Genomic DNA, 17382 nt, shown 5'->3' with positions numbered 1-17382 from the left:
TCCGGTACCCGTTCAGCACCGGCCCTGACCTGCTACGACGTGGATGCCCCGGGGCGCAGGGCGGTGTGCATGAAGCTCTGGCAGCGGTCCCGGAAGCGGGGACACCAGGCCCGTAGCGGTCTAACGCGGCAGACGGTCCGGCTTCGCGCCCTCGGGGACGTAGCGGCGCCCCGCCGCCACCACCAGCCGTACCCGGCGCAGCGCCTGCAGGTCATCGACCGGATTGCCGTCCACGACAAGGAGGTCGGCGCGATACCCGGCGCGCAGCAGCCCGGTGTCGTCGGCGATGCCCAGCCCCTCGGCGGCCTCGATGGTGGCCACATCGACGACCTCGGCGGGGGAGAGGCCGATGTACTCGAAGAACTCCAGGCTGGAGACGAAGTCGTCGAAGACGGCTCGGGAGACCCCGGCGTCGGTGCCGGCGATCAGACGCGCGCCGCGCCGGCTCATCCAGCCCAGCCGGTCGAACATCTCCTTCGCCCGGTCGGGGCCGAACCGCTCTGCGAAACCGCGCCAGTCAGGGCTGGCCGCGGGGCACACCCGGATGCCCTGGTCCACGATCGCGTCGACCAGCTCCGCGGACTCCTGGAAACCGCCCGGTGCCATCCAGGTGCAGTGCTCGATGGTGGACACGCCCGCGGCCACCGCCGCGGCGATGCCCTCGGTGCCGTGTGCGTGCGCGGCCACCGGCAGCCCGGCCGCACGCGCCTCCTCCACCACGATACGCAGTTCACCGGTGGTGAACTGGGCCTGCCAGATGGGCGGGCCGTCCTTGGTGATCCCTCCGCCGGTGGCCATCACCTTGATGACATCGACACCGCTTTGTGCGTTGTGCCGGACCATCTCCCGGATCGCGTCTGCGCCCTCGACCTCGCCGCCGAGGAACCAGCAGTGTCCCCCCGGCCCGGTCAGCGGCACGCCCGCGGCCAGGATGCGCGGCCCCGGCAGCCGCCCGCCCGCGATCTGTCCGCGCAGTTGCAGCGCGAGCCCGCCTCGGTCGCCCAGGTCGCGCGCGGTGGTGATGCCGGTACTGAGCAACTGCAGCGCCCGCCCGGCCATGCCGAGGATCAGGTCCGCATCGTCCGCGGCGCGCAGCGCGGCGACCGGGTCGGGGCCTGCGTCCAGGGCGAGGTGGACGTGCGCGTCGATGAGGCCGGGCAGCAACGTGGCCTCGGGAAAGGCGAACCGGTCAATGCCGGATGAGGTACGGGACTCCAGGTCGTTGCGGGGGCCGACGTCGGCGATGACGCCGTCGCGAACGAGGACGGCTCCGTCGGCCAGCTGAGCGCCGCGGGGGCCGGTCAGCACCCGGCCGGCCGAGATCAGTGCATCCATCAGGTGCTCCTTGTGCTGTGGGGTCGGCCGCGCCGGTCGGGCGCCGTGATCTGCAGGGCGTCGGAGAGCACGGCGAGCCGGCGTGCATCGTCGTCCGGGCCGTCGCCGCTGGGCAGCGCGATCGGCACGGCCCGTGTGGACACGGTCTCGCCCGCGGCGTGGCCCGCAGTGCGGCGCGCAGTCGGCGGGCGGCGACCTGCGATGGCAGCCCGCTCAGCGGATCAGCCGCCTCGCCGGAATCCGCACCGTTCCCGGCCCCGCCCCGGGCGAGATAGGGGCTCAGGCGGACCAGGCCGTCGCGGCATTCGACGACACGACGGTAGTAGCGTCGGTGCACTCTGCGCACGCGCAGCGCGTCCCGCCGTCCGCCCGGGACGTTCCGGTTGAGGGAGTTCTCGGGGAACGCCCCGTGAAGCGCCGTCCACAGCGGGGCCAGCCGCCGGTACATCCGGCGGTGGTGCCACCACAGGCGTACGGTCGCCCAACGGGTCACCGTCGCCGGGTAGATGATCCCCATGACGAAGAGCGGGATCGCGAGGTCCAGCAGCAGTCTGGCACCCACGATCACCGGCGCGGGCACTGTACCGCCGAGCCAGCGCACCACATCGAGCACTTCGCGCAGGGTGCCGGCCAGCACCATGGCGGTGAGCGCCGCGGCGATCGGCCACAGGCCGGTGGCCAGTGGCCGGCCGTCTGCGCATAGCGCGCTGCCAGAAATCATCGTCGGACTCATCACTCTGATGGTCTGCCAGGATATGTCCCAGCTCATGCTGTCATGCGTCCCGGGCCTCTCCGCGCTCCGCCTGCTCCAGCCGGTAGACGACGTCGAGGAGGTCCATCACCTGCTTGCGGTGCTCCTGCGAGAGCTGCCCCGCGCGCATGGCCATCACCTTCACCTCACTGCTCTGCGCGGCCTCGCGCAGCCGGGCCTGCTCCGCGGCCAGCAGCTCCAGCTGCGCGGTGATGCGATCGGTCGCCTCACCCTCGACCAAGTAGGCGGCGGGCACGCCGAAGAAGCCGGCCAGGGCCTGCAGATGCTGCAGCGTCGGATTGGTCTTGCGGCTCTTGCGCAGCTGCCAGATATAGCTCTGCGAGATGGGGACACCGGTCTTCCGGATCGAGGCAGCGACGTGCTCGTTGCTGTACTCGTGGTCCGGATCGGGCCGGACCGTCGCAAAGAGCTGGTTCAGCTTGTCGGCGAGGCTGACGGCTGCTCCCTCTGACATGGCACCTACTCTGCCGCGGATGGAATCTCCACTGTGGTGAAACTGTGCAACATACAGTCTCCTCACGACAGTTGAATCCCGTCAACCCCGCGATTAGGGTGGCGCAGGCGATGGTTTTCAGCTGTCGTAGGACCTGCCAATCCTGGCGCCATGTACGTGAGTTGAAACGTGAACGTTACGCCAGTCCGACCGCCGGCCGTGACGGCGGCGTAGTGCACGAGTGGGTCAGACCTCCCCTCGGGCACACACCGTCCCACTGCGCCACGCCGGGGGGCGCCGTGACCGCGGAGGGGGAAGGTACGGATGGGATCTGCACGTCAACCGGCAAAGGCCGATCCGGGTCACTGCCGCAGCAGGGGCGTTCCGGACACAAAAACACCGCTCTACGCCCAGACCGACCAGCAACCGAAGTGGGAAAACCCGGCCGGCGTGCACACCGAGGGGCCTACACCCCGCCGGCCGGCGGGCCAACACCGAAAGAAACACGGAGCCACCAAGAACACGATTCTCCACGCCCTGCGGATGCTGCGCAGCGAAGACCAACACAGATAACGGGGATACGGGGGACAACTTGCAGCCGACGTCGGAAAAACCATATCCGAGAAACGCCTTAACCGATCAGCAAGGAACTGACGCCGAATACCTGGGACAGCTGCTGCTCGAAGCCCGGGGGTTGATCGAGTCAACCCTCTGCCTGCAGCAGAAACGTCTGATTCGCCCGCCGTCAGTGATACGCAAGAACAGCACGTACCTTCCCGGCGCCCTGGAACAGCTCGTCGGTGGTGCACGGCACACCGTTGCGGTGGCCCTGCCGGAAACCGGAAACTTCGAGAAGAACGTACTGCGGACGCTTTCCCGTAACGCTTCCCCACTGGTCGTCCGAGTACTTCGCGGGGAACAGGCCGAGCAGGCATGGCAGCCATGGCTCCAGCTGCCCCACAAGCGGGTCGACGCGCGGATGAACGAGGGCGAACTGCGCCGACTGCTCGTGGTGGACGGGGCGGTGGCGCTCGTCCAGGCGCCCACCGACGCCCCTGACGGTCAACTGACCGTCGTGAACGATGCCGCCGCGGTACGGGTATTGGAACTCCACTTCGCGGCGGCCTGGTCCCGCGGTCGCGGGATCGCCGACCACCTTCGCTTCAGTCCGCGCATGCGCACGGACATGACCCGCGGCATTCTCGAACTGCTGCGGGACGGGAACACCGATGAGACGGCGGCCCGGAAGATGAACGTCTCACTGCGCACGTATCGCCGCCATGTCGCGGAGATCATGCGGGAACTCGACGCCACTTCCCGCTTCGAGGCCGGTGCACGTGCGGTCGAACTCGGCATTCTCGCCCCGGGGCTGACCGACCGTGCGCACAAGCGGGCCCACCCCGGACCGTGGCACCCCGCCGAATCGCTGAGCTGAAAGCTGCCCCCGACAACGACCGCGGGGCACCGCCGACCTGATGGCCCCTCGCTCAGCAGTCCCTCTTCACCGGACGGGAGTCCGCTCTCTCCGCGCTCGCGCCGGTGCGGGACGACCAGGCCGATGCCCCGGAAGCCGCCGTCCGCAACAACCTGCGGCCGTTGCGGCTTCCGGGCATCGGCAGACCCACGGCCGACCGTGATGACACCAGCCACCCCGTGACCAATACTCACGGGACGCCCTGAGGAGTGGCCAGTGAACGACATGAGCGAGGACGACATCGGGCAGATGCTGCAGGAAGTCAAGTCCCTCCTCGACTCAACGGTCGCTCTGCACAGCGACCGCGGTGTCCTGGAACGCCAGGTCACCGAGGTGGAGGCCGGCCACGACACGATCCTGCAGACCGCTACAAGCCTGATCACGCAGGCCACCACGAGCGTGGACATCCTTCACGCCCTGCCGCCGAGCACCCAGGAACGGGCCCGGCAGCCGACCAGCTACGCGGACCGCCAGGTGCTCTACAGCGCGGGTGAGGGCGTCTCGGTGCGGCTGCTGACCGCCCCCGCCCTCCTCGACAAGGAGTTGGTACGGGAACAGTCACAGCGGTCGGCACTGGTGGGGATCAGGGTGACCCGGCTGCCTCCGATGCAGACCTATGTGGTCGACGGCAGCGTCGCGCTGGTGCTCGCGGACTCGGTGGCCGGCCGAAGGTCGTCGTCGCTGATCCGGGTGCCGGAGGTGCTGCACACCCTGAGCCGCCTCTACGAGAGCCTGTGGAACAACGCCTCCCCCGCCTGGGGCCGCGTCGTCCTCGCCGGCTGGGCCGGGGCCGAACTGGCGCCGCGGATACTCGGCGCCCTGCGGGCCGGTACCACCGACGAGGTGGCGGCGCGGGAGATGAAGATCTCCGTGCGGACCTATCGCCGCTACGTCGCGGAAATCATGTCGCTGCTCGGGGCCTCGTCAAGGTTCCAGGCGGGCGTCAGGGCCGCCGCACTGGGGCTGCTCCCGCCGGCCGCCGGACCGAGAAAGGACAACCGAGCATAACGGCATCAACAGGGCGTTGGCACCTTCCTGCACCAGACGTTGTCAGGCGCCTGCCCGCCCCGTTCGATGGAGTCCGGTCCCGCACTCCTCGTGAAGGCAGTTTGGAAGGCGACTTCTTCATGTACCACGCACCGGTCGGCCTGCTGTTCCCCCGACAGGGGACACAGAGACAAGGCACGGGCGAGCCCTGGCGAGACACCCCGTCGCCCGAACTCGCCCCCCGGCTGCCGGAGGCCGTCGGAGAGGACCTCGCCGACCTGCTGCCCCAAACGCCCACCGAGCAACTCGAACACGCCGGCCCGGCCCAACGCCTCATCGTCACCGTCGCGTTGGCCACCCACGCCGAAGCCGTCCGCCGGACCGCCCCGGACACAGAGAGGGCGCCGGCGGACAGCCCCGCCGCCCCGGACGTAGTGCCGGGCGGGCGGCGGTGAGCATGGCCGCCGGGCCGCCCCCGGTCAGCGGCGTCGGCGTCCTGGACAAGGTCTCCATCATCCTCAGCCTGATCGAGCAGCGGCCCACCGGACTCCCGGAGTTGGTGAAGCGCAGCGGACTGCCCCGACCGACCGTCCACCGCCTGGCCGTCGCCATGGAACGCCTGGACCTGCTCACCCGCGATGTGCACGGGTCGTACGCCCCCGGCCCACGCCTTGAGCGCTTCTCGGCCGAGGCCCAGCACGACCAGATGGTGCATGCCGCCGAAGAGATACTCGCAGGCCTTGCTGAACGCACCTCGTTCAGCACCCGACTGCACCATCTCCACAAGGGCGTCCACCTGTGCGTGGCCTCCTCGACAGACCCGGACACCGGCGTCGAGACCCTGCCGATCGGTACCACCCGCCCCGTCAAGGCCGGCCCGATCGGCCAGGTGCTGCTCGCCTGGGAGAGCCCCGAGGAGCTCTGCGAGGGACTGCGCGGGGCACGCTTCACGGCCCAGCAACTGACACTGGTGCGCAAGGCGGGGTGGGCCTACGGCTCCGACGACGCCATACCGGGCCATGCGGTGTTCGTCGTGCCCGTGGGGAACGGGAACGGCCGAGTGATCGCCGCGCTGATGATCTCGGGCCCGCGGGCCCGGCTGCCCGAAGTGCCCGACCGCCTGCTGCGGGCCGAGGTGATCGACGCCGCGGTCGACATGGGCATGGCATCACAGGCCCGTGCCCTGCGGCCTGCCCCAGGGTGAGGCCTCGACCGGCCCCTGCGGCCAGACACACGGAGGAATCGTTGATGAACGCGCGCGGAGATTCTCAGACGCTGCAGAAGCCACCGGACCGTCCGGACACCGAGACACTCGGTCGGTTCCTGTCCGTCGAACCCGCACTCAAGACGTCGCTGGACGCCCGCCTCGCGCAGACCGAGATGCGGTTGCGGGACTGCGTCCGCACTGCCCCCGCCCCGAGAATCACCGCGCTCACCAGCCACCTGGCGGTCACCGGAGGCAAACGACTGCGGCCCCTGATGGTGCTGCTGAGCTCCGAGTTCGGGGAGCCCGGGCGGGAGGGGATCACCCGGGCCGCGGTCGTCGCCGAACTGGTCCACCTCGCCTCGCTCTACCACGACGACGTCCTCGACCACGCCACCACCCGCCACGGTGTGCCCAGCGCCAACGCCCTCTGGGGCGAGAAGACGGCGGTGCGCGGCGGCAACTGGCTGCTGGCCAGGTCCGTACGGCTCTCCGCCGATCTCGGAGAGCAAGCCGTGGGCTGCGCGCTGAGGGCGACGAGCCGTCTGGTCGACGGCCAGCTGCGCGAGCTGCTCGGCCCGTCGCCGGGCGAGGATCCGGTGGACCACTACTTCAAGGTCGCCGAGGGCAAGACCGGGGCGCTGATCTCGATGTCCGTCGCCATCGGCGCACTTCAGGCAGCGGCTCCGCAGCCGTATGTGGAGGCGCTGCGCGCGTACGGTGAGCAGCTCGGCCTGGCCTTCCAAATATCCGACGACATACTGGACTTGACCGTACCGGGCGACACCACCGGCAAGCAGCAGGGCAAGGACCTGCTGGGCGCCGTGGACAGCCTGCCCGTGCTGCTGGCCCGCGCCGACACCAGCGCCGACGGGGCCGAGCTGCGGACGCTCCTCTCGTCCGGGCCGTTCACCGGCCCCGCGGCGCACCTCAGAGCGCTGGAGCTGTTCCAGGACTCCCCGGCCCTCGAACAGGCGGCGTCATACATGCAAGGACGGCTCACCGCGGCCAAGAAGGCGCTGACCTGTCTGCCGTCGCTGCCGGCTCGGCGGATTCTGTACGCCCTGTGCGACTACATCGCCTGCCGGAACTTCTGAGCGCTGCCGGTCCGCACGGACGCGGCGCCCTCCTGCGACTTCCAAGTCCAGCGCATCAAATGTCTCACCTGACTGTCTTGAAGACTCCGCTGGTCACAGCTCGGATCTGATGACATTCATGGGGAAAGCGATGTGACAGGGACTGAGAAACGCCAGCGCACCTGGATGAGAAGCCCTTGAAAGAACGCTGCCTGAGCCGGGGGATTACATCAGTGTCAGCGGTACTGTGATCGCGCAGGCGCATCGAAGGGAAGAGCCCCACGCACGTGGGGCGGCGGGCTGGTCGCCTCGGTCGACGGGATACGGCTCGTCGTCCCCGTGCCCAGCATGTACACATGGCCGAACCCCAAGCTCTCCGGGCGCCGCGGCGGCGCCACCTGCTCAACATGATCATGACCAGCCGGCGCCGCCTCGAAGCTCTCCGAGATCGCCGAGGCAGGCGGAGGCGCGCATCGGTCCCCGCCACCGTCCCGCGCAGGCAGAGCAGCGCTCGCTCCCCCCACCAAGCTGATAGGCGAGCTCAGTCCCGTCATGAGAGCAGCGGTGAGAAGAGGCATGGCGCCACCCCAGCACCGTGTACGACCCAACAAGCAGTTGGGGCTCACGGCCATCGGAGAGCAAGACGGGACTCACCGGCACACGCCTGGCGCGAACGCAGCCCACGGCTGCCCCGTGGCGCCGATCTTCCCGTCTTCCCGTCACCCCAACGCAGGAACTCCGCGAAAAAGGGGAGGTCGCACACGGGAGCGACACGGCGCGCTGATTAACATCACCGCATCCCCCCGGAGCGCCGCCGGGCACCTTGCCACGAGCGAGGTTTTCACCAACAAGGTCTTCAACGAGGTCTTCGCCAGCAAGTCTTTCCGACAGGAGGCAGCATGAGTGCGGCAGCGGGCTCGGCTCGGACACTGGTCATCCAGCCGACCGGGGGGACGGGGCAGCACGCCAGGCCCCATGAGACCTTCGCTCAGCCGCTGACGGCCCGGCTCGTCGACCGCGACTCCCACATGCCGGTGTCCGGCGCCGAGGTGACGTTCTCCTGGGTGTCCACCAGCCAGCAAGTCCTCTTCGAGGGGGACGAGATCACCGTCGCCGTACGGACGGACGCCGACGGCTCTGCGCAGACTCCCCCGCTCGTGGCAGGCGATGTGGACGGCATCGCGATCTTCAACGTCACCGCTGCCGGTGCTGCCCCCGAGCAGTTCCAGGTCACGGTCGACCGGTGAACTGAGCCGGTGCGCCGAGGTGCCGGCCCCGTTGGAGTCTGCGGCTGGCGGCCCCGTAGGACATGGCATGGCCTGGCTCGTGCGGCCGGTGCCCCGCGCGGGCGGTGCGCCCGCGATGCTGAAGCTCCAGCAGGTCACCGAAGACAAGCTCCAACAGGTCACGAAGACAACGCCGGCGCCGCGCTCGCCCTACGGGCGTAGAACGCGTTGTGGGAAAACGAGGACGGTGGCCTGCTCCGTGGCGTCGGACACAGGCTGCGCGAAGCCGGCCGTGGGCGACCGGGGTCGAATCCCCGGATCGTTTGGGTGAATCGGAGAGTGCGGCGAGATCCCCATACCGGCTCTCGGGGAGCCTGGGCATATGCGATCTGGGTTTGTGAGAGCCGGCGGGCGGTGCCACCGCCGCGCCCGTGCCGTCGGATTCCTGTGTGCTGTCGCCGCCTCGACAGTGCTGGTGAGCGGATGCGGGGACGAGGAGGTGGAGGGGCCCGCCGCCCCCTCCCCTGCGTCTCCGGGAACGGAAGGGGCTACCAGATCTCCCACGCCGCCTGCGAGCCCCACACCAACCGGGCGGCTCACCGAGGACCAGGCCGGGCGGAAGGCTCTGGTCCCCTCCGCGAAGACCGTCTGGGATCAGGCAGCGCGCGCCGCGACGGCGAAGGTCTCCGGCAGCAAGCTCGTCGAGATCGAGCTGGACCGGTCTGCCGACGGTGGTCCGGAGTGGGATACGAAGGTCGCCACAACGGACGGCACGGCCCATGACGTGCGTGTCGACGCCGTCACCGGAAAGGTGACCCACTCCCGGGCCGAGCCGGACCAGGACAGCGACGACAAGCGCGAACTGGCCGACCAGCTCCGCGGGGCCGAGATCTCCCCGCAGCAGGCGGTCACCACAGCCACCGACCGGGAGGAGGGCGTGGTCACCGCCGTCGGCCTCGAAGACTCCGACGGCGGTGCCACCGCCTGGTCCGTCGACGTCGTGACCCAGGACGACTGGTACAAGACCACGTTCGACATCGACACCGCCAACGGCAAGGTCCTGCATCAGGAGGTCGACCGGGACTGAACCGGGGCTGTACCACCTGCGGACTCGGTACGCGAGCGACCAGGACGCATGTACGAGGCGACGGTGGACATGCGTCTGGCCTTGCCTGTGCACGACGGTCGGCTCGGTTCAGTGCACCGTCTGGTCGCCGTCGGGCAGATCCTCGACCGTCACCTTTCCCCGCGGCACCCCCAGTTCGTTCGCCACCACCCTGGCCAGGCCGTCCGAGTCGGGCTCTGCGGGAAGGGGAACCTGCTCGCCCTCCGTGTAACTCTCGATCGCCTTGGTGAAGTAGCTCGGATCCCAGGCGCCGACGGCACCCCTGACCTCCACCGCACGTACCCTCCGCGCCCCGGTGCGCTGCTTGACCGCCGCGAGGATCCGATCCGACCGGTACTCCCCAGGCACCTGGAACAGGCTGGCGTGCGCGCCCACCAGTCCGCCGCCCTGGAGGCGGACGGTCACCGTCAGACAGCTGGTCACGCTCGGGTAGGTGATGGTCCCGCCCGGCCCGACCTCGCCGACCTGCCCCTCACTGATCCTGATGCTCCCTGTCGCGGGGATTACGGGCACCGGCATACGGGCCGGGAGCGTCACCGGCCCGGGAAGACCGCTCGCGACCGCCGGCTGTGCCCGGGCCACGGCCACGCAGGTGACACCCGAGCAAAGGGCCAGCAGTGCTGTGACGGGTAACAACGCCATGCCGTGTACTCGCATACACCGCATCTGCGGTATCGGCCCCACATGAGTTTGCGCGGCAATGGTGCGCGCTCTTCCCATCCTGCTTCCCATCCTTCTTCCGTCCCGTCCCGTCCTCGGCCCGATTCCGTTCCCGATTCCGTGCTGCAAGGACAGCCGTCACACGCATGCGTCCCAGGAACCGCGCGGCTCCCGTCAGACAAAGCCGGCCAGGGCCCTGCCGAATCCGAGGGTGCCGAGGGGCGCTGGGCCTACCCGAAGCGGCCGCGCTGCGCCACCACGACGACCCCGACCGCCTGGACCTGACCTCCTTTCAGGCTGCATGACCGGCCAGGGGCTTCACATCGGCCACTGATCCGGTGTGAGGTTCGGCCGTGAGGTCACTGGGATGTTCGGCCTTGTATGTCACTGATGTGGAGGCGTTGATGCTGCTCAAGAACGGTTGGACCGGTCGATCATTGTGACAGTTCCCTGAAACCTTGCAGTGACATGAAGACGTATCGGTCCCCGCCCCGCACACGGCGTGCACCTGCTCGCGCAGGCCGTGGAAGGGAATACCGCCCGGCGGGACATCGAGACCGTCACCGCCGCCCACCCCATACGCACCGCGAAGCTGCCGCGCTGAGCCAGACACGCTCGGGGCACCAGCGGAGTATCCCCTTGTGTGATCGGCTTGTGCCCGGCCGAAGCAGCGGTCGCCGCAGGCCACCCTCACCCGGAGCCTGGATGACGCCGCTCAGGGTAGACCCGCCTTTGCTGTGCGCTCAGGTCACTGGCCGGGCGGCGGCGCATACGGCTTGGTGGACGGCGCGGGCCACGCGCGCACCCCACAGAGAGCGGGGACCGGCGAAGGCGTGGACCTCGTCGCCGGGCCGTGGGGACCGGGCGGCGACGCACACGGCGTCCGTGGGGGTGCCGGAGCAGTCGTAGCCGGCACCGACCAGTGCCTGCACCTTGGCCTCGGTGGCGGTGGCCACGGCGTTGACCAGCGCTGCGTCGGTCAGAGCCACCGGAAGCGCGACAACGATGTTGATCGTGCCGGGCCGCACCGCCATGGCCGTGCCCTCCGCCGGTGAAGCGGCCCACCCGCGTACCCCGAGCCCCGCGGTGGCGACAGCGTCCACACCGCCGTCGTACGCGTGACCGTACGCCCGGACGTCGGCGGCCGTCATCAGCCCGACCCCCGGCCCGGGGGCGCCGGCGTCACGGGCCAGGTCGGTGAGGTATCGGTCCGGGTCGGTGCGCTGGTAGCCGTGGGAAACCTGGGCGTTGAGGACCCAGGAGCGTTCCCCGATGCCTCCGCCGAGCACGGCGCTGCTGATCACCCGCCAGCCGTCGCCTGCCCGCCACAGCAGGCTGTGCAGCCGCTCGCCGTCCTCGACGCGGGTGAGGCGCTGCACCGGCAGCAAACCGGTAGCGGGGCGGGGCGGCGGAATGATGGCGGTCACCGGACGAGTACTCCTTGCGGGGCGGGGACCGGCTGATCGTACGTCGTGCTGTCCCGGGCCGGGCGGGGCGCGCGGCGCGTTCAGGGCGGAAATCCGCGGCCAGGTGGTGCTGACGCCGGCCTGTCTGCGGCTGGCCACTCCCGATCCCGAACAGCTGCGCCGCATCCCGCTGCCGCACCACAAGAGCACCGATGAGTGATGCCGTCGCCGTGCTCGCCGACGGCCAGGTGCCGTACATGTTCGTGGAAGTGGACCGCCATACCATGAGCTCCCCGCGCCGCTGCGGGAGAAGATGCGCCGCTACGAGGCGTACCGGCGCATCCCGCCCAGCGGCCGGGGAACGGGGCCAGCCCGCCGAAAAAGCACTGGCAGCACCGCTACTGCCGCACCAACAGGCCCAGCTCCCGCCGGCGCTGTGGATTCACCGGCAGCGAGCGCGGCAGCCTCGCCACCCGGAAGCCGCCTTCCACCGGCAGGTGGACCTCCTCCCCGATGCGCGCAGCCCTTGCCGCGGGCATCCTGCTGGGCGCTGTGCTCGCCTGGCAGGCCGGCCTCGCGCTCGCCCTGGTCGTGCGAGGCCGGGGTCCGGCACAACTACCGCAACACCGGCAGTTCGTGGGCCAAGGGCGCTGCGGGCGGGCGGCGTACCGCCCGGCCGCTGGCCCCGCTGAACCTGGCCCGTCCGCTTCCACCGCTGGACTGTGCTGCACGATTGGGCCATACCCTCCAGCCGAGCCATATCGGTAACCCGGCTGACGGATCCTGCGGAATAGCCCGCTGAACTCAGCTGGACCGGAACGGCCGCTGAAGGAACCGGGCCGGCGGCCTGGGAGAGCGTTAATGTCCCCCGCTGGGGGGCTTGCAGCCGGTGCCGTCGGGATAGCCGCCGAAGGCGTTCGCCTCGATGAAGTGGGGGTTGACTTTGCCTTCCACGCACAGGGGGGAGGCGTTGATGAGGAAGCCGACGCTGGGGTCGACCTTGTAGGTCTCCACTTTTGCGGTGGGGTAGCCGAGGGCGGTGAGTGCGCGGCGGGTGCTGTGTGGGTCGATGTCGTTGTGCGTGCGCAGGGGTTCGAGTGCGTTCTTGATGCGTGTGACGGCGGCGATGCCGTCGCAGCGGCGCTGGCCGTGGAGGGGGAGGGGATCCTTGAAGCCGTGGTTCTCGGCGTAGTGGTCGGTGGGGGGCACGGCCGGTCCCGGAGTGTCCGCAGTCGTCGATGGGGTCGGGGTGGGGCTTTCTCCGGGGCAGGGGAAGTCCACCGGCGTGCTCGGCCTGCTCGGCTTGGCCGGCGCGGCCTGCGAGGGGACGCCGGCGGCGGTGTCGTTTCCCGGCCGCTCGGTTCCGCATCCGGCAGCGAGCAGGGACAGCGCCGCTATCGGCGGTATCCCGATCCGGACCCCGGTTCTCCTGATCATTGGCATGCCCCGATCTTCCCTACATCGCGGACAACGCGACAAATCGGCCGCGAGCCGGGCGGGGGATGTGGGGCTGGAGGGCGCGGTTGCCGGGGTGCTCATTCCCCGCGCGGGCGGTGGTGACGGACCGGGGCCGGGAGGGGACTCGGCGCGGCCATGTGCGGGCGGCGTGGCGGTGAGTGCCTGGTTGATGAGTTCGCCGGGATGATCCGGGCGGGCGCGGCGGCGTCGCGGGGAGTGAAGGCAAACAGGGCTACCAACACGACCGGCAACAGCGTCCGGCCATCGAACAGTTCGCCGCATTCATTCATTGCCCGCGTTGAGGAGGACGCCGAGTTCGAGGGGGTGCGGCCGCCGCCGTGGCGCAGGGTTTCCGCCGCCTCGGGGGAAGTGGCTTACTCGCCCTGGCTGTTCGTGTGCTGGGGCAGGAAGAACATCAGGGCCCACATCGCGGCGAGGGTGCCGCCGACCCACCAGAGCACGCCGGTGAACGCGTCGCGGTTGATCGCGCCGTCGGGCGAGCCGCCGGTGGCGGAGAAGAACACCAGGGCGGTCAGCGCGGTGCCGAGGGCGATGCCCAGATGCATTGCGGTGTTGAACAGGCCCGAGGCGGAACCGGCGTTCTCGTGCGGCACCTTGGCGAGCGACATGTCGGCGAGCGGTCCGCCGACCATGCCGAGGCCGAAGCCGATCAGCAGGACCGGGACGGTCATCGCGAGGAGGGTCAGGTCGGCCTGTCGGCTGCCGGTCTGGAGTCCGTAGGCCGCCATCGAGGCGAGTGCGATCAGGGCTCCGGCCTGGGGCAGGCGGCGCCCGAAGCGCCCGGCGGTCTTCATCGCGGTCGTCGCCCCGGTCAGCTCGCCGAGAGCGAGCAGCACGAAGGCCGCGGCCGCCATCAGCGGACTCATTCCCAGGCCGCGCTGGAGGTACAGCGTCCAGGTCATGAAGAACAGGCCGCACAGCAGGCCGAGCATCAGCTGCGCGGACAGGCCGCCGGAGAACTGCTTGCCCTTGAAGAGGGCCAGTGCCACGAGCGGGGCATTGTCCTTCTTGCGTTGCTGGTGTCGCAGGAAGACGCCGAGCACGAGGAGACCTGCGGCGAGCATGGCGAAGCACCACAGCGGCCAGTGGTGGGTGTGGCCCTCGGTGAGCGGGAAGATGATCAGGACCATGGCCAGTGCGGACAGCAGCATGCCGGTGAGGTCGAGGCGGTCGGCCTTCTGTGCGGTCGACTCGGGGATGAACCTCCGTCCGAGGAGGGTCACGGCGAGGCCGACGGGCAGGTTGATCAGGAAGATCGGCCGCCAGCCCAGTCCGAGCAGGTCGGCCTCGGTGAGCACGCCGCCCAGCACCGGCCCCAGGACGTTGGCGAGCGACAGGACGGCCCCGTACAGGCCGAAGGCCCTGCTGCGGTTCTCGCCGTCGAAGGTGACGTGGAGGGTGGCCAGGACCTGCGGGATCATCACGGCGACGCCGGCGCCCTGGAGCACGCGGGCGGCGATCAGCACACCGGGGCCGGTGGCGATGCCGCACAGCAGCGAGGCCAGGGTGAACACGGTGGTGCCGGTGAGGAGGATCTTGCGTCGGCCGTGGATGTCGCCGAGCCGTCCGCCGGTGATCAGCCCGACGGCGACGGTCAGCGAGTAACCGGCGGTCAGCCACTGCACCGCGGCCGGTCCGGCGCCGGTCGACTCCTGGATGGCGGGCAGGGCGGTGAGGACGACCGACTGGTCGAGGATGTCCATGAGCTCGGCGACCAGGAGCACCACAAGGGAGATCCGGGCAGCCGGGGCCATCTTCGACGACCGGCCCGATGAGGCGTGAGCCGGGGGCTCGGCGGTGTGCTGCGGCTCGTTGCCGAGCGCGGGGGAAGGCACGGTGGGACTCCTGGTTCAGAGAACCGGGGAGCTCGCCGTCAGCCGCACCGGGGCCGGAAAACACGAAACCCGGGGCAGTCGGCAGAGCTGCACCCGGAAAATGACAGGGAAATGCGGGGGTGGGTGACGCAACTCAGGCCAGCGCGACGTCCGCCCCGGGCACGTTCGAACGATCAGAACGTGGGGACTGCGGACGGCTACTTGGCCTGGGAGATAAGTCGTCACCTCGAAACACAGCGCCGGGGCCCCGGAACGGGCACCGACGGAACTCAAACAGGCTAGAGGACCCTCCGACACCCGTGCAACGCGATAACTCACCCACGCCCCGCCGCACCCGCCCCGCCCGGGCCCGCCTCTCACCCCATTGCCGTGCGTTCGCGCTCCTGTCGCGTTCTCGTGGCCTCATTCCTTCATGAGGTCGTCGGTGCGCGTGCTGTGCCGGATGGTGCCCTCCCACTTCGCGTATCGGGGTTCGCGGACCCGGAGGAGGACGGGCTTGCGGTGGTCATGGAAGAGGACCGCCGCCGGTTCGAGGTTCAGCAGCATCACCTGGTCGCGCTCCAGTCAGGACTCGTACCCGACGTGCCCGCCTCGTCGCCGACCACCACTGGCCCGGCAGGTTGCGCTGCCGGCGGTACGACGCGAACGCGCGTACCGGAGCGGCGGCCTCGAACGGCACCGCCCACGCATCCGCCAGCGGGCGCCGCAGCTCCGACCCCGTCCGCGGCGACGTACGCAACCTCGAACCCGTCCGCCGGGCGGCCCGTCAAAGCCGCCCGGCAGGACCTCCCACGCATGCTCCCTGTCCGGCCGAGCCCGCCCCTCGCCGCAAGGCAACTCTTCACCCCAAGATCCCCGCAAAGTGAAGCTTCAATCCGCAGCCTTCGACGTCACAGGACGCCCAGCTTGTGCCCGCAGGCCGGGCTTCAACCCTGGGTGGCACTCTTCCGGGTGTAGGCGTGACAGAAGTCCAGGCGCTATCCCTGAAGGAAATCTGTAGCAGCGGCAGTAGACATTGACTCGTTTCGGGGTTACTGTTTCTTCGTTCCCACGGAGTCGAAGAGGGCACGGCAGAGATGAACTGCCGCGCAAGCAGGTCAAGCAGTAGGCGGAACGGCAGTGGAGTGACGGGGCCGGAAATCGTTGGGTCCCGTCACTGGCTGCCGGGCCGAGCGGCCCCAGGGGCCGCGAGCAGTACCCGCGGTATCCAGCAGTACAACCGAGTAACCGAATGAGGTAAGGAGCAGACGCCATCAGGATCGCCCGGGCGAGGAAGGAGTCCGCTCGGGTACCGCAGGCCCCGGATTGGAAGGTGGTCCCCGGTCACGCAACCGCGATCCCCGCACCTCCGCCCTCCCAGGCGGACCAGCGGAAACAGAAAGTCGGCGAAGTCAGCCGGTAGATGGTGTTGAAAGCTCGGGGCCCGGGTGCCGGTACGGCACCCGGGCCCTTCGACGCGTCCCTGAAAGAAGAGGTCTATGCCCCCTCGCAGTACCCGCCCCGTCGACAAATTCGACGATGACGACTACCCCGCCTACACCATGGGCCGGGCCGCCGAGATGCTCGGCACCACCCCCGCCTTCCTTCGCGCCCTGGGCGAGCACCGCCTGATCACCCCCCTGCGCTCCGAAGGCGGCCACCGCCGCTACTCCCGTTACCAGCTCCGCATCGCCGCCCGCGCCCGCGAACTCGTCGATCAGGGCACTCCCATCGATGCCGCCTGCCGCATCGTCATCCTCGAAGACCAGCTCGAAGAAGCCCAGCGCATCAACGAGGAACTGCGCGCCCACGGCACCACCTCGTAGCGGCGTCCGAGACCGACCTGCCCGAACCGATCGCCGCTCCGGCACGACGTGATCACCCGCGACGGTGGGCGGCGCACCTTCCGGGCGGCCGGGCCCACACCGTGGCCCAGGCCGCCCGCGGCCCGAGGTCCATGAGGGCCTTGCATAGCTTGATTACGCGCGATTCGACACTCCGGGGGCCGTCTCCATATGGCTGCCCGATACGGGGCGCACGACTGTATGTGCTCGACGAGGATCTCCGCCCGCTGCCGATCGGCGCTAACGGTGAGCGTTACATCGGTGGCGCCGGGGTCTCTCGCGGATACACCAACGCCCGCCTGGGCCCCGACCAGCCACACTACGAAAACCGAGGTGCTCATCGAGACCGCACCACTGAGCCTGTTCACGGCGCACGCGACGGTCCCCGCCGAGACGGGTACCGGGACAAACGGCCCGACCAGCACGGCATAGCGGGTGACTTGCCAGTGCGCCCTCGTGGGACGGCACCTCAACCTGCCGTTCTGTGACAGCGGGTATTGGACGCGTACACAGGGCCCGCGCCAGTCCTTCAGCGACCTCTCCCAC

17 protein-coding genes and 1 pseudogene are annotated in these 17382 nt (G+C 69.7%); 9 read left to right on the top strand and 9 right to left on the bottom strand.

Going from position 1 to position 17382, the window contains the following annotated elements; translation table 11 throughout:
• Window positions 1–120: 120 nt before the first annotated feature.
• The 4 genes and pseudogenes from K9S39_RS00620 to K9S39_RS00610 all read right to left on the bottom strand — a co-directional run bounded on the left by K9S39_RS00620 (window position 121) and on the right by K9S39_RS00610 (window position 2561).
• On the bottom strand, window positions 121–1335 hold the full coding sequence (locus tag K9S39_RS00620; RefSeq protein WP_248861340.1) for an amidohydrolase family protein: 1215 nt from the start codon (window positions 1333–1335) through the stop codon (window positions 121–123).
• The gene (locus K9S39_RS00615; RefSeq protein ID WP_248861339.1) at window positions 1335–1478 is read right to left on the bottom strand and encodes a hypothetical protein; all 144 of its coding nucleotides are present in this window, start codon (window positions 1476–1478) and stop codon (window positions 1335–1337) included. The genes K9S39_RS00620 and K9S39_RS00615 overlap by 1 nt, the downstream gene beginning before the upstream one ends.
• Before the next feature lie 47 nt (window positions 1479–1525).
• Window positions 1526–1975: pseudogene (locus tag K9S39_RS42620) on the bottom strand (MAB_1171c family putative transporter); the annotation flags it as partial.
• 133 nt (window positions 1976–2108) lie between these two features.
• Window positions 2109–2561: a helix-turn-helix domain-containing protein gene (locus tag K9S39_RS00610; RefSeq protein ID WP_248861338.1), complete on the bottom strand. Its 453-nt coding sequence runs from the start codon at window positions 2559–2561 to the stop codon at window positions 2109–2111.
• Between the two features lie 727 nt (window positions 2562–3288).
• Between K9S39_RS00610 and K9S39_RS00605 the strand changes: the two genes are divergently transcribed.
• From K9S39_RS00605 to K9S39_RS00575, 7 genes are all read left to right on the top strand, one after another.
• On the top strand, window positions 3289–3975 hold the full coding sequence (locus tag K9S39_RS00605; RefSeq protein ID WP_248861337.1) for a helix-turn-helix transcriptional regulator: 687 nt from the start codon (window positions 3289–3291) through the stop codon (window positions 3973–3975).
• A gap of 264 nt (window positions 3976–4239) precedes the next feature.
• Entirely contained in the window at window positions 4240–5022 is a 783-nt protein-coding gene (locus K9S39_RS00600; protein ID WP_248868546.1) for a LuxR family transcriptional regulator, read from the top strand.
• Window positions 5023–5141: 119 nt separating this feature from the next.
• Window positions 5142–5456: a hypothetical protein gene (locus tag K9S39_RS00595; RefSeq protein WP_248861336.1), complete on the top strand. Its 315-nt coding sequence runs from the start codon at window positions 5142–5144 to the stop codon at window positions 5454–5456.
• 2 nt (window positions 5457–5458) lie between these two features.
• Window positions 5459–6205, top strand: a complete 747-nt coding sequence (locus K9S39_RS00590; RefSeq protein ID WP_248868545.1) for an IclR family transcriptional regulator — start codon at window positions 5459–5461, stop codon at window positions 6203–6205.
• A gap of 44 nt (window positions 6206–6249) precedes the next feature.
• The gene (locus tag K9S39_RS00585) at window positions 6250–7302 is read left to right on the top strand and encodes a polyprenyl synthetase family protein (RefSeq protein ID WP_248861335.1); all 1053 of its coding nucleotides are present in this window, start codon (window positions 6250–6252) and stop codon (window positions 7300–7302) included.
• 878 nt (window positions 7303–8180) lie between these two features.
• Window positions 8181–8528: an Ig domain-containing protein gene (locus tag K9S39_RS00580; RefSeq protein ID WP_248861334.1), complete on the top strand. Its 348-nt coding sequence runs from the start codon at window positions 8181–8183 to the stop codon at window positions 8526–8528.
• A 454-nt stretch (window positions 8529–8982) separates the two neighbouring features.
• A complete protein-coding gene (locus K9S39_RS00575) occupies window positions 8983–9594 on the top strand; it encodes a PepSY domain-containing protein (RefSeq protein ID WP_248861333.1) in 612 nt (203 codons plus the stop codon).
• 108 nt (window positions 9595–9702) lie between these two features.
• Here K9S39_RS00575 and K9S39_RS00570 read toward each other — a convergent pair whose 3' ends face one another.
• From K9S39_RS00570 to K9S39_RS00550, 5 genes are all read right to left on the bottom strand, one after another.
• Complete coding sequence (locus K9S39_RS00570) at window positions 9703–10275, bottom strand: hypothetical protein (protein ID WP_248861332.1); 573 nt, start codon at window positions 10273–10275, stop codon at window positions 9703–9705.
• A gap of 761 nt (window positions 10276–11036) precedes the next feature.
• Entirely contained in the window at window positions 11037–11720 is a 684-nt protein-coding gene (locus tag K9S39_RS00565) for an adenosylcobinamide amidohydrolase (protein WP_248861331.1), read from the bottom strand.
• 837 nt (window positions 11721–12557) lie between these two features.
• Window positions 12558–13142, bottom strand: a complete 585-nt coding sequence (locus K9S39_RS00560; protein ID WP_248861330.1) for a hypothetical protein — start codon at window positions 13140–13142, stop codon at window positions 12558–12560.
• A gap of 389 nt (window positions 13143–13531) precedes the next feature.
• Window positions 13532–15013, bottom strand: a complete 1482-nt coding sequence (locus K9S39_RS00555) for an MFS transporter (protein ID WP_248861329.1) — start codon at window positions 15011–15013, stop codon at window positions 13532–13534.
• A gap of 402 nt (window positions 15014–15415) precedes the next feature.
• Window positions 15416–15562, bottom strand: coding sequence for a hypothetical protein (locus tag K9S39_RS00550; protein ID WP_248861328.1), 147 nt, complete (start codon window positions 15560–15562; stop codon window positions 15416–15418).
• Window positions 15563–16491: 929 nt separating this feature from the next.
• Here K9S39_RS00550 and K9S39_RS00545 point away from each other — a divergent pair.
• Window positions 16492–16818, top strand: coding sequence for a MerR family transcriptional regulator (locus tag K9S39_RS00545; RefSeq protein WP_248861327.1), 327 nt, complete (start codon window positions 16492–16494; stop codon window positions 16816–16818).
• A 131-nt stretch (window positions 16819–16949) separates the two neighbouring features.
• Window positions 16950–17324 (top strand): AMP-binding protein, encoded by a 375-nt coding sequence (locus K9S39_RS42615; protein ID WP_406707850.1) that lies wholly within the window; start codon window positions 16950–16952, stop codon window positions 17322–17324.
• The last annotated feature ends 58 nt before the right edge of the window (window positions 17325–17382 follow it).

This window comes from Streptomyces halobius (assembly GCF_023277745.1).
GTDB lineage: Bacteria > Actinomycetota > Actinomycetes > Streptomycetales > Streptomycetaceae > Streptomyces > Streptomyces halobius.
Note: the sequence above shows the minus strand (reverse complement) of the source record. Positions and strands in the feature narration are given on the sequence as shown.

What these genes read in the sequence shown, in the direction of transcription:
- K9S39_RS42615 (WP_406707850.1), top strand. Translation starts at nt 16,950, where the DNA reads ATGAGGGCCTTGCATAGCTTGATTACGCGCGATTCGACACTCCGGGGG.
- K9S39_RS00570 (WP_248861332.1), bottom strand. Translation starts at nt 10,275, where the DNA reads ATGGCGTTGTTACCCGTCACAGCACTGCTGGCCCTTTGCTCGGGTGTC.
- K9S39_RS00545 (WP_248861327.1), top strand. Translation starts at nt 16,492, where the DNA reads ATGCCCCCTCGCAGTACCCGCCCCGTCGACAAATTCGACGATGACGAC.
- K9S39_RS00620 (WP_248861340.1), bottom strand. Translation starts at nt 1,335, where the DNA reads ATGGATGCACTGATCTCGGCCGGCCGGGTGCTGACCGGCCCCCGCGGC.
- K9S39_RS00590 (WP_248868545.1), top strand. Translation starts at nt 5,459, where the DNA reads ATGGCCGCCGGGCCGCCCCCGGTCAGCGGCGTCGGCGTCCTGGACAAG.
- K9S39_RS00585 (WP_248861335.1), top strand. Translation starts at nt 6,250, where the DNA reads ATGAACGCGCGCGGAGATTCTCAGACGCTGCAGAAGCCACCGGACCGT.
- K9S39_RS00610 (WP_248861338.1), bottom strand. Translation starts at nt 2,561, where the DNA reads ATGTCAGAGGGAGCAGCCGTCAGCCTCGCCGACAAGCTGAACCAGCTC.
- K9S39_RS00560 (WP_248861330.1), bottom strand. Translation starts at nt 13,142, where the DNA reads ATGCCAATGATCAGGAGAACCGGGGTCCGGATCGGGATACCGCCGATA.
- K9S39_RS00595 (WP_248861336.1), top strand. Translation starts at nt 5,142, where the DNA reads ATGTACCACGCACCGGTCGGCCTGCTGTTCCCCCGACAGGGGACACAG.
- K9S39_RS00600 (WP_248868546.1), top strand. Translation starts at nt 4,240, where the DNA reads ATGAGCGAGGACGACATCGGGCAGATGCTGCAGGAAGTCAAGTCCCTC.
- K9S39_RS00580 (WP_248861334.1), top strand. Translation starts at nt 8,181, where the DNA reads ATGAGTGCGGCAGCGGGCTCGGCTCGGACACTGGTCATCCAGCCGACC.